Below are 15,616 nucleotides of genomic sequence, written 5' to 3' on the forward strand. Positions count from 1 at the left end.
CTCTCGGTGGCGAGCCCAAACAGCCACCACCTTTGAGTGATTAGAATATCGCAGAGAGTGTCGCCTGAGCCTCTGAGCCTCTGTCCACTGAGGACTCTAAGTCTATCTAAAAAGGCGTTTAAACAGTGTCCGCTGGCCGCAAGTACTGACCAACTTCTTCTAGCACGCTTGTTGTATCTAAATCCCGATGGTATTTAGAAGGATGGAATCCGGGCAGAAAAAACGTTAGCCAGTCGGGCATAATCCTAAACAACATAGCCTGAGGGGGTAAAAACAGATAACTGAAACCACTTTTCCAGGTCGACAAGCGCTTGGTGTTGCCTTTCTTACGAAGGAAGATATAGGTAATTCTGAGACTGCTAAACAAGAACATCAGGCTGGTAGTGAGCATAACTAAGCGCAACACTAAGCCGCTGCCCCCGGTCGCTTTGTAGACGTCAAAAGCCACCGCGCGGTGCTCAATTTCTTCCACCGCATGCCACTGATATAAGGATCGAATAGCTGGATCCAGACCATTGAACATCACCTCGGGTTTCTTCAACACTTGATTGGCCAATACCGCGGTAAAATGCTCGAGGCATACCGTGACAGCTAGGTTGTAGCGCCGCCACGCCGCACTCTTTTTCCCAGCTTCTGTTCTCGCTCTTAGCATCTTGCCAACGAAACTCTCCACCTCATCCATAGGATAGCCGAAGCGCTTGGGCGACTCGTTCAACTTCATATGGACCAAGGAATGTTGTGCCTCTTGGGCACAGAACTGCTGGATCTCCTCATGCAGTTTTGGATCGCTAATCTCGTCCCGATACGCCAGTACCGAGCGCAAAAAGTAACGCTCGCCCTCTGGAAACGTAATCGACATAGCATTCATGAAGTGCGTTTTGAAGGGATCGTTATCAAAGTAGTATTCACCCACCTGCGAGGTATCGGGTTCAAACTTACGCACCTCGATGAGGTTATCGGTAAAGGATTGTTGCGACGCGGCTAATGTACTCATGGTACTTATTCCTCCATTACTATGCGGATAATATAATTATCCATTATAATGATGTCAACAGTCGCCCCATAAAATCGGTGCTTCAGCCACCTGCAATACCTCTTTTCAACCGTAAGCTGTCATCACATTCGCCACAAATTGCGACACCATCGCATCAAACTGCTTGCGGATCACCGGCTTGGCTGGCACGTGCAGCAGGCGCGGCACCTTGAATCCTTTTAGAACGCCCTCAACCTCCAGTGCGCAGTGAGTCCCTTTATCGTCCTCGGTAGTGGTAAAAAGCCCTGATAAAGTGGCATTGCCAACCCCCCTCAACGCCGCAAAGCGAATTAGGCCGCTGCCTTCATCTACACTGAATTCCGTTGCAAACAACAGGTCATGATGAATACCGCCGATGCCCATACGCTCGAATTCCCACCGATACCGTTGCGAGTCCAGCTCGACCAAAGGTTTAAGTTTTGGGAAGTGGCTAAGGGTTACAGGTATATCGGCAAGGTGCCCAAAGAAGTCATCCACACTCTTGGTCGTGTGGCCGATGGTTTTATACTTGATCTTTACATCCACAATTTGGTTTCCAATATCGTCAATTAAATTAGGGCTTACTAAAACTAGCGCCGCTAGTAAATCGCAGACTACGATTGACCACCCCCGGCAATAGTGATTGAATAATAGCAATCAGATAATAATATTATCCACTAAATTCGACAAAGACTACGCTTATGATCCGCCGATTATTAATACCCACAATCCTACTGATACTACTGGCGGTCACCGCCGCCATAAACGCTGAACGTATCGTTTTGACGGTAGCGGGCTATCTCGCTAAATCTCGCACCGACGTCGGACCAAACCAAAGTATTAGCTGGGAGTCAGCGCCCACACCGGCCGCTGACACTAGCAAACCTCAGGCTCCCAATATTGTATTGATTCTAGCCGATGATATGGGCTGGAACGATGTGAGTTTTTACGGCGGTGATAGCACGGTTACAACCCCTAACCTAGATGCCATAGCTGCGCAGGGCGTCACACTAACACGAGGCTACGCAGGCAATGCCACCTGCGCGCCCAGTCGCGCAGCACTGATGACCGGGCGCTATCCCACGCGCTTTGGCTTTGAATTCACGCCCACGCCACCAGGCATGATGCAGCTTGCCAAACTGGCAAGTTTGGCTGGCATCGACAACGGTAAAATGCGGCCACGACTTATCTATCCCGAGGCAGAAAGTGTTGACTACAGCGATATGGGTATGCCGGGCTCCGAACTGACTGTGGCGGAATTGCTCCAAAGCAGGGGCTACCACACCGTGCATATCGGTAAATGGCATCTGGGCCGCGGCCCCGGCATGATGCCGCAGGATCAGGGCTTTGATGAGTCACTACTCATGGCCAGCGGTCTATACTTGCCGGAAGACCACCCCGACGTGGTCAATGCCAAACAAGACTTTGACCAGATCGATCAGTTTCTGTGGGCCGCAATGCAGTACGCCGTCTCCTTCAACGGCCAGCCGGCGATGGAACCGCGCGGCTATCTGACTGATTACTTTAGCGACAGCGCGGTACAGGTCATTGCGGCCAACCGCGATCGTCCGTTCTTTTTGTACCTCGCCCATTGGGCACCCCACACTCCCCTGCAAGCCACCAAAGCCGACTACGCCGCCGTAGCGCATCTAGAGACCCACCGAGAGCGAGTTTACGCAGCTATGATTCTGGCCCTAGACCGCGGCGTGGGCAGAGTCATGGCAGCATTAAAGGCCAATGGTTTGGATGACAATACCTTGGTGATCTTTTCTTCCGATAACGGTGGCGCCGACTATATCGGCCTACCCAATATTAACGCCCCACTGCGGGGCTGGAAGCAAACGCTGTTTGAAGGCGGTATTCGGGTACCGTTTTTGGCACGCTGGCCGGGACGCATACCAGCGGGTAGCGTATTTGATCAGCCAGTACACCATTTCGATGTGTTCGCTACGGCCGCCGAGGCTGCGGGCGCCGCGCTGCCCACCGACAGAACAATTGACGGCGTCAATCTGCTTCCCTTTCTCAGTGGTCAGCGATCTGATGCGCCCCATAAAGCCTTGTTTTGGCGCAGTGGCGCATCACAAACGGCGATGGTAGATGGCTGGAAGCTAAATATCAGCGACCCACCAGGCAAGGCTTGGCTTTTCGATATGGGCAATGATCCAACAGAAAGAAATAACCTCGCCGAACAACACCCGGACAAGGTAAAGGAATTAATGGCAGCACTGCGGGCGCACAATGCCGAGCAAGCGCCTCCGGCCTGGGAAGCACTGATAGCCAACCCCGTTAATATTGATAAGGATCTTAGTCAGCCAGACGACGAAGACGACGAATATGTGTACTGGTCAAATTGACGCACCGGCGAGTTCGCCCTTTCGAGGGATTTACTTAGCCAACCTCAGATAGGCGTACTCACCGAAATTAGACGCGGGATCTAGCAGCATGACTTTTTCATAATGCGGCCGAGCCTGCGGGGACTCACCGGTGGCATCAAGTAGCTTCGCCAAGTAATAGTGAGCATAGATTTGATACATGGCGCGAACTGCCTCTGACGGCAATGACAATTCTGCGGCGCTTGCGCTGTCAACGATCCCCACTATTTCGCGCAGCGATTCCACCGCCTGCTGATCAGGTGGCAACCATTGTGAAAACATCACGCAAGCTCGGCCTCGCAGTAACTTCACATCTAATTCTTCCATCGCATTGCCAGCAGAGCATTCGCTCATTGCACGCTGATAAAGCAACAATGCTTCACCCATTGTTTTCGAGGCATCTGATATTGCACCGAGTTCCGCGCCCTGCAAAAGCAAATACAACAGCCTTGCGGTGAAAAACCAAATCGAGTTTTCATTGGCACTGTTAAGATGCTTTAAGCACTCTCCCGCGTCAGCCATGCGCTTTTGCATCATAAAAGCGACACATTTAATTGCCCAAAAATGTTGTGGGTCATTACCAGCGGCCAAACTAGCGTCGCAAAGCTGCACCGCGTGCTCGAAGTCCGCAAGCATCACCGCGGCGGCGGCATATTCCTGCGCGCGATCACTGCCAGCCCCACTCTCGCGAATACTGCGCTGCCAGTTTGCAATATCACTACCCACCCCAAAACGCTTGTAAAAGACCGCACTGGGAATATAAATAGCCTCTACGCTGTGCACCATATCCCGCTCGGTGTCATCAAGAATCTGCTGATACTTATGGCGTAAAATCTGGGTCTTGTCGGTAATAAGCCAGCGATTGAAAAGCTGATCAGCCTCTTCGTGATTTACAATACCCTTGCTAAAATCGCCAGTCACAGGCAAGGTTTTAATCAGCGAGTTGATCTGCAATTCTGCCAGCGCAACCAGTGACTTGTGAGCCTCAGAAAACAAACTCAAAGACAGCCCCATCTCACGGGCGTTCCATAACAGACTGACAATATTCTCGTCGTCAGCAGACATCTCTTCATCATCGCTAAGCAAGCCATATTGGCGAAGCTCAGCAATGAATTGATCACTAAACTTTAAGCCCCGTTGACTAGGGCTCTGACCGATCTTCAGGGGATTAATGGTGCCCCCGTGCTGCCGACTAAACTTGCCAGAGAGCAGCTGTATCTCTAAACGCCGAGGGTCGTAGTCTTGCTCAGCTATAATTTCCGCTATCTGGGTTAAAGACAGCCTCGTTTGTTTTTGAAAACGCTGAATCACGGCAATCAACTGTACATGCTGATCTGAGTAAAGCGCCAGGTTAGGGCGTGGCTTGATAGCAGGGGGCAATAAATTATCGCGCAGATAGTACTTGATCATCTCCCGAGTGGCACCAGACTTCTCTACCAGCTCAGAAATACGATAGTGCCCGGATGCGCCGCTAAGCTCTGCGCGTTTAACCATGATGTTCCCTTGATCGAATGAGTGCCGGCCCCACTAAGACTCAACAAAGCGCTTGAGCGCCGACATTTCTTTTGCGGTAGACGAGATCACTTGTGAATTAAATAAACTCGCCGGTACCCCGCCATTTAAATTAGTGTGATTCATATAGGTCACCTCGGTCAGGTCTTCTTTAAGGCGACGAAAAACATAGCGGATATTGGCATCAGCACGGACATGATCCTGAAGCGGGTAATGCGATGCATCGGAGAGAATATCAAGGATGACCACACCGCGCTCGCCGTCGATCGTCAATTGGCTGCGCGCAACTATATCACGGTCAGACAAAGGCCAAGGCATATCGAGTACGCTGTATACATAGCTCGACAGCTCTGTCGGCTTGCTCAACACCCGAGATGTCTTGCACATTTGGCGCCAGGGACTACAACCATTTTTTTGCGCATGTTTGCCATCAAAAGCCCCGACAACCGACTCAACATCAGACTTGATCAAGGTAATAGCTTTAATCGCAAAGTAAGGTGAACCCTCAACTTTACTGCTGTAAACCTGAGTTCCATCTTGCGTAGCGGCCAAGAGCCACGGCCGCGCCGCCGCAAATAACGTTGACGCATGAGCGTCAGGGGCAGCATCCGGCACCGCTTCCGCCAGAGCATTCAAACTGACCGACAAAATAACCGCCAACACTACCCGGAACCAAGCCCGCGCAAAGTTATTTACACCGAAACCAAACACGGCATTAACCCTCACCCTGTATGCTAATAAGACACGCTCACAAGCGAGCTATCATATTACAGCTAGCAGCAACCCCACAATCCTTGGATAATAGAATTATCCGCCAAATATGGATATCACCTCACAAAGACGATATATGCCGTGTGTAGTTAGCAACACACTCATCTGCTTGCTACGGAAAATATAAATCACCTTTAAATGGCGATCACGGGAGTCTGGAATACACCGTTTCACCAGCGGCGAGATCTATTTCGGGTGCGCTTATACTGGTTTCTAAAGTTGGCTATATTTATTGCCTAACTCAGATAGCCAAGCAGTAACTGTAAAAGCGCCTCTCTAAACTCATGATCTTCCAATAACTCAGGCTGTTCCAGCAAGGCGTATTGGAGATTGCCCTGCAGGGTCTGCTCAATTAATTGGCCGCGAAAACGCGGGTTGCCCTTGCATTGATGTCTAGCCAACCAGGGCTCTAACCATTGCTGCCAAGACGGATTGTTCTGCGACTGGGTAAGCTCATCAACGCGACGATGAATATCAAAGCTGTGCTTATATTCACGGAAAAAGGCGGGATCAAGTTTAAGTAGCGCGAGTAATTGTTCGCACTCTAAATCAATAATGGTAGCGAGCGTGTCACTTACGGAGAGATTTGCAAGGGTGTTAAGTTCCTTAAAACGCTTGCTGGTCTGCTCAGCTATATCCACGATAGCCTTGTCGTAAACATCGGCGAGAATAGCTTCCTTACTAGGAAAGTACTGGTATAGCGACGCGATATTAACCCCAGCAACATCGGCAATACGCTGGGTGGTCAGCTTGCCGGCACCCTCTTCATCTAGAATTTTGAAACACGCTTCTTGAATCGCATGCACAGTAAACAGAGCGCGACTCTGCTTAGGTCGCTTGCGCGCTCGTGGTGGTTGCTTATCCGTCATTACCTTAACACTCACTTAAAAATGTAAGCAGGCCATTCACACGCCCACAACATCAAAAAAATATTATTATAATTCAGCTAGTTACATGAACTTTAGAAAAGTGAGAATGCCAGTTGATAACAGCTTGCTCAAGCCTCTAGGCTGGAACCCAATTGTTAATACCGACGGACTTCTCTTATGTATTTCGACTTTGGGTATTATGCCCGGGTTTTACGGCATGTATGGTTTTTAAAAAACTGGCCCGGCCGACAGCGAACACTACTGAGGTTGCTGCTGTGGCTACCCTTGGTCACCGTATTTCACGGTCTATGCTTTTTACTTGATTATATCTTCTTCCCGCGACTGTGGTTCCAGCAGGTTAACAAGCCAGTATTTATTGTAGGTCACGCTCGCAGTGGCACTACCTTGTGTCATCGCTTATTAGCTGGAGACGGGGATAATTTCAGCTACTTTCTTTATTGGGAATTGTTTTTTCCATCACTGCTTCAGAAAAAGGTGATTCGCGGCCTGGGCCGACTCGACCGTCTATTTGGGGCGCCCTGCAAGCGCTACCTGACAAAGTGGGATGATAAGACCTTCGGTAAATTTCGTCATATTCACAATATGAGTTTATGGAACGCAGAGGAGGATCAGTTTGTAATGCGAGCCGCTTTCGTCACTCAACAGTGGGCGATTGATGTACCAATGATGGATAAGATTGACCTGTATCACCTCGACCAAATGTCCGCAAAAAAACGCCGACGCTGGATGCACCACTATCGCGAATGCCTTAAACGCCAACTGTTATTAAATGGCGGTAATCGCATCCACCTCAGCAAAAATCCGCTGATGTCTGGCTGGGTGGGCGCGATCATCGAAACCTTTGCCGATGCCCGTATTGTGGTACTGATGCGCAACCCCAACGACTGTATTCCCAGCACCTTAAAGCTGTTGGAGTTAAGCTGGCGGGCCAAGGGGTGGACGCCCGAGCAATATGACGCCTCACTGCGCGAGATGATGGCTATCTCGTTTGATTCCATGCGTCACCCCCGTCAAGTGCTCACCGCGCACCCACACACCCTTCACGCCTTTGTCGATTACCGCGACATCACCGCGGAGCCGAGACAGACCGCCCATGAAATTTATAAGGCTTTAGAAATGCCATTGTCAGATGATTTTGATGCCTATTTAAAAGCTCATGAAAACACCGAGCGCAGTCACAAAACCCACTTTGAATACACGATCAAAGATTACGAACTCTCTCATAAACAGATTGAAGCCCAACTTGACGATTTGTTTGACGAATACCAATGGCCGCGCTTAAGCGATAGAAATAGCCCTCAGACAATGGAGCAGATTAATGGATAAGCCATCAGCCAGCACTCGTAAATCCAGCAGTGCCTTGGACGCCTCAGCCAGCAAGGAAAAGCTTAAGGCCGCGTGGGATGACATGATTGCTGAACTGCAATTGGCACGTGATGCCATCGACAACCCAGACTACTTTCCACCGGAAGCCAGTGATCGCAGCTTGGCCGAAGGCTATCGTTACCTCTCCGGCTTTATTCATCACGCCGTTGAACGCGCCTTTCACGAAGACGCCGATTTCCCCGCGTTTCGCAACGGTCTGTCGGTGTATAACAAAGCAACCATCGATAATGCCGATGCGATATATTTCTATGCGCCCATCGATGGTAGTAAGCACTATAAAGTGCACGGCAACACCGCGGACAGCCGTCACTGGCGAGGTGAGCCCCGCGCGGAGCAAGGCCCCTTGGCGCCGCAGTATGTGATTTTTGAAGTCCACAAGGGCGCGATGTCTGGCGACAGCGGCAATTTGCGCGAGTTAGTAGCAGGTGACCGCACGGGCTTTGGCAGCTTGGATACGTCGTCCCTACTGGTCGAAGAAAATGGTGATTTTGAAATATTGTTAGGGCCAGAAAAACCCCAGGGCTACAGCGGCAATTTTGTGTGTACCCGCAAACCACCGAGCAAACGCGACCCGGATGGCGGCGATCGCTTTGCCAGTTATATTAGTGGTCGCCAACTGTTTTACGATTGGGGCCGTGAGCAGGCCATCCAGCTGAGTATTACTGCGCTCGACACCGAGGGCCAGCAACCGCCGGCACTGACTAGCGAACGGGGAGCACAACAGCTGCGGAATATGGGCGGCATTATTCGCGGCCAAATGCATTTTTGGCTAGCGTTCTACGATAAGGTGCTTAACTGCAATCAAAGCCATGCCGAGCAAGGCCGCTACTATATGCCGGTCAATGCTTACAACCAGCCCAACGCCGCGTCAAAGGACACCGGTGGCGGTATGAGCACCAATATTTATGCGGGAGGTATTTTTGATTTAGCGGAAGACGAGGCGCTCTACATTGAGGCCAGTTACAGCGGTGAGGCGGTGTACACCAGCATCCACCTTGGCAACCTATGGGGCGAGTCGCCGGACTACGCCAATCATCAAAGCAGTCTCAATGGCTTTCAAACCCATATGCCGGAAGATGGCGTGCAGCGCTGGGTGGTAGCACATCGTGACCCCGGCGTGCCCAACTGGATTGACACCACCGGCCTGACACGAGGCTACCTATCAAATCGCTGGGCCTACTGCCAATTACCGCCACAAGAACAGTGGCCCAATATTAAAGCGCGCAAAGTCGCCTTTGAGAATATTCCGGCCTGCTTCCCGCCGCAGACGCCACGTATCAGTGCGGCGCAACGCAAGGCGGTCATTGCCGAGCGACAACAACATGTGCAAAAACGGTTTAGAGTATTTTAATTTACAATATGATCGACGGGTACTCCGCCATCAGTGTAATAGCGGAAAATTTAACATAGGAAAAAAATAATGAATGTATTAGTTGTAGGTGGCTCAGGCCTTATCGGTGGCGAAATTGCGCTACACCTAAAAAAGCACGGTCATGATGTGACGATTATGGCGCGCAAGATTCCCCAAGCACCGGTGCTTGCGGCCCTACCCTTTTTACAGGGCGATTATGTTAATGATGACTGCGACGATGGCCGCTTAGCAGGATTTGATAGCCTAGTCTTCGCCGCCGCTGCCGATATTCGCAATCTGCCCTACGATGGCTCGGTGACACCCGAGGAGTTTTATACCAAATACAACGACGTGGCCGTACCAAGATTCTTTGCCGCCGCCAAAGCGGCCGGTATTCAGCGGGCAGTCTATATCGGCACATTTTATCCCGTGGTTGCACCAGCGCAAATTGGCCAGTGCGCCTATGTAACGTCACGCCATAATACCGATGTCGCCGTGCGTGCTTTGAACAGCGCCGACTTTAAAGTTTGCTGCCTCAATGCCCCCTTTGTGCTGGGGCAAATTCCAGGCTTGGACACGCCGCATATCACCGCCTTGCTACATTATGTACAGGGCGCAATTCCCGATCTGCCATTGTTTGCGCCACAGGGCGGCACCAACCACATCAGCTCACACTCGCTGGCCCAAGCCGCGCTCAATGCTCTGGAAAACGGTGAAGGTGGCAAAGGCTATTTAGTCGGTGACGAAAACTTATCATGGAAAGACTATCTGGAAATGTGGTGTGAGGCGGCCGGCAATCCCCGCCAATTAGAGGTGCGTGAAGACGATCATCCTATGCTGCCAAATGTGATTATGTTTGCAGGCGCTGGGGCCAGCATTCAATACGAGCCAGAAGACATGGCGGTCCTGAAATACGACCGCCAATGTATCCGGCCTTTGATACAGCAGATAGCGACTTCGTTGAGCGTTGTCGAATAAAGTCACTCGCCGAGGTGCTCTTGGCGCTTGGCGCTTGGCACTTGATGCTTGTGTCCCTACCCCCCGGCTCCGCGCATCCGTCTCCGTTTCTAGGTATGCGCGCAGTGCTTCCCCCGCTAATCAAAAATCTCAAATCAACTGGCAAATGTGATGTCGCGATCAAGTAAACTCCCATCTACCAAATGTGGTTATGGCGATTAACTGATTCGGAAACTAAATATTAAAAGACTCCAATATCTGATATAGATCAATTGCCCGATAAAGATTCAAAAAACATAGATGTAGACGGAACTTCTTTTTGCCACACCCATGCTAATACCGGGGTTATAAGAATTCTCAATGAACAGCTTCATCGCCCCAAAGTTCTTTTAAGCGCTTGTCGCGGCCACAGTTCCAACGATACGCCTTGTAACGAATTGAACTTTTCTTATAAAAATCCTGATGGTAACTTTCGTCACCTTTTATCGGATAGAAAATAGAAGCACTTAAAATGGGTGTAACAACTTTCTTATCAGGGAATTTATTCTCAACGTCTCGTTTAGATTGTTCAGCAATCTTTTTTTCCGCCTCATTGGCCACGAAAATTGCACTTAAATAACTTTCACCCTTATCACAAAATTGGCCTCTTGAATCGAAGGGATCGATATTCACCCAGTAATAATCCAGCAACTCTTGATAACTTACCTTATTGGGATCATAGGTGATCTCAACCGCTTCATAATGACCTTTGTGGTTACCATTGTATGTGGGGTTCTTTAGGGTTCCGCCCGTAAAGCCTGAGACCACATCGCTCACGCCGTCCAGCTTTTCAAAATCTGACTCCATACACCAGAAACACCCTCCCGCCAGAATAGTTTTATCTGCGGCCACATTAGAAGCATATGACAATAAGTTTGCTGCCAAGATAATAAATACCAGTGTACTTTTCATAACACCCCATTCACCTAAGTTATCATTCTGAATACCGCCATCTTGGCACATATCACCCAGCTTGTGATGGTCATTAAAGGTATATTGTTGACCCAATTTGCTCTCTCCCTATATTTTTGTTCTTGCTAAGGTATCTTCTTAGCAGCGCCTGATATACGGCGTGATAACACATAATAAAATATGCCCCCTTGGGCCGCGTCAAAGAGGAAGAAGAGATGAGTCAATGCCCTTTCGCTAACCTACTTAGCCTAGACACATACCAAAACGGAATGCCCTACGATGAGCTTGCGAAAATCCGAGCGCAGGGGTCCATGATGTATATGGAGGACCCGGAAAATGGGGTGCCCTACTGGGCAGTAGTTAAGCGTGACGCCTTAGACTATGTCTCTCAAAATCCGGATTTATTTTCTTCAAACCTGAAAGGCGCCTTCCCCATGGAAGTACCTGAAGGCGAGGAAGACATTCAGGCGATAATGCAAGAAAACATCATTATCTCTATGGATCCACCAAAACACATGAAGTACCGCAAGATAGTTCGCGATGCCTTCACCCCAAAAGCAGTAAGTAATATGGAAGACTGGCTACGCCAGAGTGCACGAAGCATTATTGATCGTGTGGCCAGCAAAGGTGAGTGTGAATTTATCGAAGATGTTGCCGCTGAGCTGCCATTGATGGCCATACTTGAACTATTGGGCGTACCACAGGAAGACCGCAAGCAGTTCTTTGAGTGGACCAATATTATGGCGTTTGCGGATGATCCCGATCTTGCCGTAAGTCGTGATGAAGCCAACACCGTGAGCTTTGAAGTGATGGGATACGCTGCCGAGCTTGCAGCAAAACAGCGCCTAAATCCGACCAGCCAAGTGGTAGAGGCTCTATTGAACGGCGAGGTCGACGGCCAAAAGGTCACTGAAGAAATGTTCGCCTGGATGTTCATCTTGATTATGGTAGGCGGCAACGAAAGCACACGGACGGCAACAGCCCACGGCATGCGCTTGCTAATGGAGCACCCAGACCAGCTGCAGCATTTGGTAGATCATCCCGAAGATATAGCCGATGCCGTTGAAGAGATGCTGCGTTACAACACCGCCTTTATTGCTATGCGTCGCACCGCGACCCAAGATATTGAGTGGAACGGCTATAACATTAAAAAGGGCGATAAAGTCGTACTGCACTATCATGCGGTTAACCACGACGAAGATGTCTTTGGCGACGATGCGATGAAGTTCGATATTCACCGCGCAAAAAGAATGCCGGCATTGCGCCGCGAAATGCGCGCCTTTGGTATTGGCGAACATTTTTGCCTAGGCATGAATTTAGCGCGCATGGAGCTCAATATCATTTTTGAAGAGTTGATCCCGCGCATTCGCAACCCTAAATTTGCCGGCGACGTGACCTATATGCGCTCGTTTTTCATTAACACCATCAAAGCAATGCCCATTACATTTGATGCAACGGCATAGTTTTCGATAGCACAAGGATAGAGCCATCGGCGGCAGGCTTTTTATAAGCCTGCCGCATTGCCCCAGACAAGCGACGGGCGCCCACCGATAAGCTGAATTTGCTTACTCACGCCCACACCGACTCCACAGCTGATGCAATTGTTGCAACTGATCATGCTCTTGCTATAGATTGGGATAAATAACAGGATTAACCCTTACTAGGCTTTTGTCTGAGCAAGAGCCTCAGCGAGGATAGAGCCGCAACACTTTCCGCATGGTATTTGCCATGAACCCTTTACCCGCCAGCGAGATGTTAAACCGTCTGCTGTAACTTCAGGAATAGCTCCCCCGCCTATGAACCCCTTTGACTTTTTTATCGCCAACGAATTTATCTTTGCGGCAACCCAGCTCACGCTTGCGATGCTAGGCATGGGGGCAACACTCACTCCCGGCGATTTTAAGGAAGTGGTACGGGATCCAAGGGGTTTTACTACCGGCGCAGTGATTCAAGTTGTCTTAGTACCATTGGCCTGCTACTTGTTCATTATTGGTTTCACCTTACCTGCCGGTGTTGCCATTGGCTTGGCGCTCTGCGCCGCCATTCCCGGCGGCACCATATCCAACATTTTTACGTTTTTTGCACGTGGCCATGTGGCGCTTTCCATCGCCATTACTGCCATCACCACATTGCTCTGTTTGCTCTCGGTGCCCATCGTGCTTGACTTGCTGGTATACCACCATCTCCCAGGAGAAGTCGTTATTCCCGCTGGGAAAATTGCTTTAGAAATATTGCTGTACCTTTTACTACCACTTGCTATTGGCATGGTGGTGTTGAATCGCGCACCCCGCCTAGCACCGATAGTCTCAAAGTGGGCCATCCGCCTGTCTTTATTTATTATCCTGTTAATCGTTATTGGCGCTTTAGGTGCGGGCCGCTTAGACATGGACGCCTTCGGCGTGCAAAACGCACTGGTGGTTTGGGCGTTTATCGTCGCAATCTGCGCGCTCTCCATTGGAGTGTCCCGCGCGATGCGGCTTGATTGGGCCGATACCGCTGCTATCAATATTGAAGTGGTACTCCGCAATATCAACTTGGGCATCTTGATAAAGGCGTCGCTCTTCCCTGCCATCGTCGGCGTGACTGATCCGGTTGGCGACATGATTTTCTTCACCCTATTATTTTATGGCGCAGCGCAAATGGCCTTTTCAGGGGTATTCATTGTCTTCTATCGCCGCGTAATCGGCGCGGACGTCACCGCCCGTGCCGAGACCTGATAAGCACACAGACATCTCAGTCTTGCCACCTGCCCGTGCGACCTTGCCCAAGCTTAATTGCCTAGCGAAGATAAAGGGCCAACACTGAGCAACAAAGCCATTTCGGGGCTAGAATCCTTAGCGACACACGATGAAATACCGATTAATAGGCTTGAATATCAATAAGTTGATTATTTTCTGAGCAGTCATAGAAATTTGAACCATATTGATCAGAAGTCGTTGACAGAACAAGGCGACATCCATATAGTACGCACCCTGAAGCGCCCGTAGCTCAGCTGGATAGAGTACTCGGCTACGAACCGAGCGGTCGGAGGTTCGAATCCTCCCGGGCGCACCAAACATAAGTCTCTGACTTGTATAAAAAAACCTAGACCTCTGGTCTGGGTTTTTTTATGCCTGAAATTTGGCTGTGACGGGCTCTACCCCATTAACGGGGGATGGCACTCATCAAACCCTGTTTATAATCCCGTCCCACCCGCAGTGAACCAGCACTCGTAATCGATAATTCTCAAAGTTCCTAAAACCATACGCTCGCCTTGAAATCATTTCCATCTTGTTGTGAAAGCCCTCAGTAATACCGTTACTTTTTCTAAATCGCCACATGGCAATAATTGGTGTCATCCAAGACGTTAGCGTCCTCGCCAGTGTGCGCAAGGGGCTGTCGTGCAGCTGCTCCAGTAGCTCAAGATAGCGCGGCAACTTCGTCTTCGCACGGCGGGCGGTTAGGGTCTTGAGTAACGTAAAGCGAATCAGCTTTTGTTTAGCCACGTAGAGCGCCTGCAATGTTGGATACTCGGCGAGGTAGTTCATGAGATTTGCATGCTGTTCATCGCTCAAATTCCACTGGTGCCGACGCATCAGGCTGATTAATCCTCTGTTTTTCCGGCCTTCGGGATCATGCTGCTGCCAGACTTTTAAAAAGTGTTGGTTAATCAATCTCACAACGTGGAATCGGTCGGCCACAATGATGGCGTTAGGGAAGTAGCGTCGGGCAATGCTGCGGTAAGTTTCAGACAGATCCATAACAACTACCTGAACCTTGTCTCGCTCCCCCAAACCCCGCAAATAGCGGCGTAAACTCGGCTCAGAGCGCCCAAGCTTCACGTCGAAGACCTTGTGGTTCTTAAGGTCGACAAACGTGGTGGCATAGCCTTTTTTACGAGTGAAGAAGTGCTCATCAATACCGAGAACCCGAGGGCATGGTCGGTTCGCCATTTCAGATCGCTTCTGAGCAATATGGTGTTGATACCAGCGCTCGACAGTGGCTGCGCTAATGAGGTGAGTTCGCGAGAGCTTGCGCTGGGTCACGCCGCCATCATGTGCCTCGAAGACTTCCAGTCGATACGCCTCAGTGGCGCGGTAACGCGGCCGAATACCCGTGAACGAATGACGGAAATAACGCTTACACTCCTGACAATGGTATTTAGGTACCCGTAGGTGCAAAGTCATCACCTGATTCCCCTGACGAGTGTGTTTCACCGTCCTGACATGGGTAGCCTTAATCCTCAGTCCATCGCCTTGGCAATGCTTACAAGGCGGCCTGTGCACAGGCTTTGCCCAGACTTCGATCCCATTCCTGCGAACTACCCGTTCAATCTCAAGGCCAGGTATGCCTATAATTCTTCCTGCGTGGGACATCGGTATTCTCCATTAAATTGATCTTCGCAAAATCATTTTAATGAATGCCGGTGTCCCCC

The 15,616-nt window shown here is 50.1% G+C and carries 13 protein-coding genes and 1 tRNA gene; 7 read left to right on the top strand and 7 right to left on the bottom strand.

Annotated elements, in window-relative coordinates; genetic code table 11:
- Nucleotides 1-118: 118 nt before the first annotated feature.
- Together AB4875_RS14075 and AB4875_RS14080 are read right to left on the bottom strand one after the other, a co-directional pair.
- Nucleotides 119-994, bottom strand: a complete 876-nt coding sequence (locus tag AB4875_RS14075) for a metal-dependent hydrolase (protein WP_368376692.1) — start codon at nt 992-994, stop codon at nt 119-121.
- A gap of 105 nt (nt 995-1,099) precedes the next feature.
- A complete protein-coding gene (locus tag AB4875_RS14080; protein WP_368376693.1) occupies nt 1,100-1,558 on the bottom strand; it encodes an SRPBCC family protein in 459 nt (152 codons plus the stop codon).
- Between the two features lie 155 nt (nt 1,559-1,713).
- Between AB4875_RS14080 and AB4875_RS14085 the strand changes: the two genes are divergently transcribed.
- Nucleotides 1,714-3,366: a sulfatase gene (locus AB4875_RS14085; RefSeq protein ID WP_368376694.1), complete on the top strand. Its 1,653-nt coding sequence runs from the start codon at nt 1,714-1,716 to the stop codon at nt 3,364-3,366.
- A 30-nt stretch (nt 3,367-3,396) separates the two neighbouring features.
- Here AB4875_RS14085 and AB4875_RS14090 read toward each other — a convergent pair whose 3' ends face one another.
- The 3 genes from AB4875_RS14090 to AB4875_RS14100 form a co-directional block, all read right to left on the bottom strand.
- The gene (locus AB4875_RS14090) at nt 3,397-4,878 is read right to left on the bottom strand and encodes a MerR family transcriptional regulator (RefSeq protein ID WP_368376695.1); all 1,482 of its coding nucleotides are present in this window, start codon (nt 4,876-4,878) and stop codon (nt 3,397-3,399) included.
- Nucleotides 4,879-4,911: 33 nt separating this feature from the next.
- Complete coding sequence (locus AB4875_RS14095) at nt 4,912-5,622, bottom strand: START domain-containing protein (protein ID WP_368376696.1); 711 nt, start codon at nt 5,620-5,622, stop codon at nt 4,912-4,914.
- A 281-nt stretch (nt 5,623-5,903) separates the two neighbouring features.
- A complete protein-coding gene (locus AB4875_RS14100; RefSeq protein ID WP_368376697.1) occupies nt 5,904-6,536 on the bottom strand; it encodes a TetR/AcrR family transcriptional regulator in 633 nt (210 codons plus the stop codon).
- 177 nt (nt 6,537-6,713) lie between these two features.
- On the opposite strand from AB4875_RS14100, the gene AB4875_RS14105 reads away from it, so the two are divergent.
- The 3 genes from AB4875_RS14105 (at nt 6,714) to AB4875_RS14115 (ending at nt 10,272) form a co-directional block, all read left to right on the top strand.
- Nucleotides 6,714-7,883 carry a sulfotransferase family protein gene (locus AB4875_RS14105; RefSeq protein WP_368376698.1) on the top strand — a complete coding sequence of 390 codons (1,170 nt, stop codon included), beginning with the start codon at nt 6,714-6,716 and terminating at the stop codon, nt 7,881-7,883.
- A complete protein-coding gene (locus tag AB4875_RS14110) occupies nt 7,876-9,294 on the top strand; it encodes a hypothetical protein (protein WP_368376699.1) in 1,419 nt (472 codons plus the stop codon). The genes AB4875_RS14105 and AB4875_RS14110 overlap by 8 nt, the downstream gene beginning before the upstream one ends.
- Before the next feature lie 69 nt (nt 9,295-9,363).
- A complete protein-coding gene (locus tag AB4875_RS14115; protein ID WP_368376700.1) occupies nt 9,364-10,272 on the top strand; it encodes an NAD-dependent epimerase/dehydratase family protein in 909 nt (302 codons plus the stop codon).
- 336 nt (nt 10,273-10,608) lie between these two features.
- On the opposite strand, the gene msrA is transcribed toward AB4875_RS14115, so the two are convergent.
- On the bottom strand, nt 10,609-11,298 hold the full coding sequence (gene msrA / locus AB4875_RS14120) for a peptide-methionine (S)-S-oxide reductase MsrA (RefSeq protein WP_368376701.1): 690 nt from the start codon (nt 11,296-11,298) through the stop codon (nt 10,609-10,611).
- Between the two features lie 119 nt (nt 11,299-11,417).
- Here msrA and AB4875_RS14125 point away from each other — a divergent pair, with 119 nt between their 5' ends.
- The 3 genes from AB4875_RS14125 (at nt 11,418) to AB4875_RS14135 (ending at nt 14,256) form a co-directional block, all read left to right on the top strand.
- Entirely contained in the window at nt 11,418-12,665 is a 1,248-nt protein-coding gene (locus AB4875_RS14125) for a cytochrome P450 (RefSeq protein ID WP_368376702.1), read from the top strand.
- Nucleotides 12,666-12,998: 333 nt separating this feature from the next.
- Nucleotides 12,999-13,919, top strand: a complete 921-nt coding sequence (locus tag AB4875_RS14130) for a bile acid:sodium symporter family protein (RefSeq protein WP_368376703.1) — start codon at nt 12,999-13,001, stop codon at nt 13,917-13,919.
- 260 nt (nt 13,920-14,179) lie between these two features.
- Nucleotides 14,180-14,256: transfer RNA gene (locus tag AB4875_RS14135), tRNA-Arg, on the top strand.
- A gap of 110 nt (nt 14,257-14,366) precedes the next feature.
- On the opposite strand, the gene AB4875_RS14140 is transcribed toward AB4875_RS14135, so the two are convergent.
- The gene (locus tag AB4875_RS14140) at nt 14,367-15,557 is read right to left on the bottom strand and encodes an ISL3 family transposase (protein ID WP_368376704.1); all 1,191 of its coding nucleotides are present in this window, start codon (nt 15,555-15,557) and stop codon (nt 14,367-14,369) included.
- Nucleotides 15,558-15,616: the final 59 nt, after the last annotated feature.

It is taken from the genome of Zhongshania sp. R06B22 (assembly GCF_040892595.1).
Lineage (GTDB): Bacteria > Pseudomonadota > Gammaproteobacteria > Pseudomonadales > Spongiibacteraceae > Spongiibacter > Spongiibacter arctica.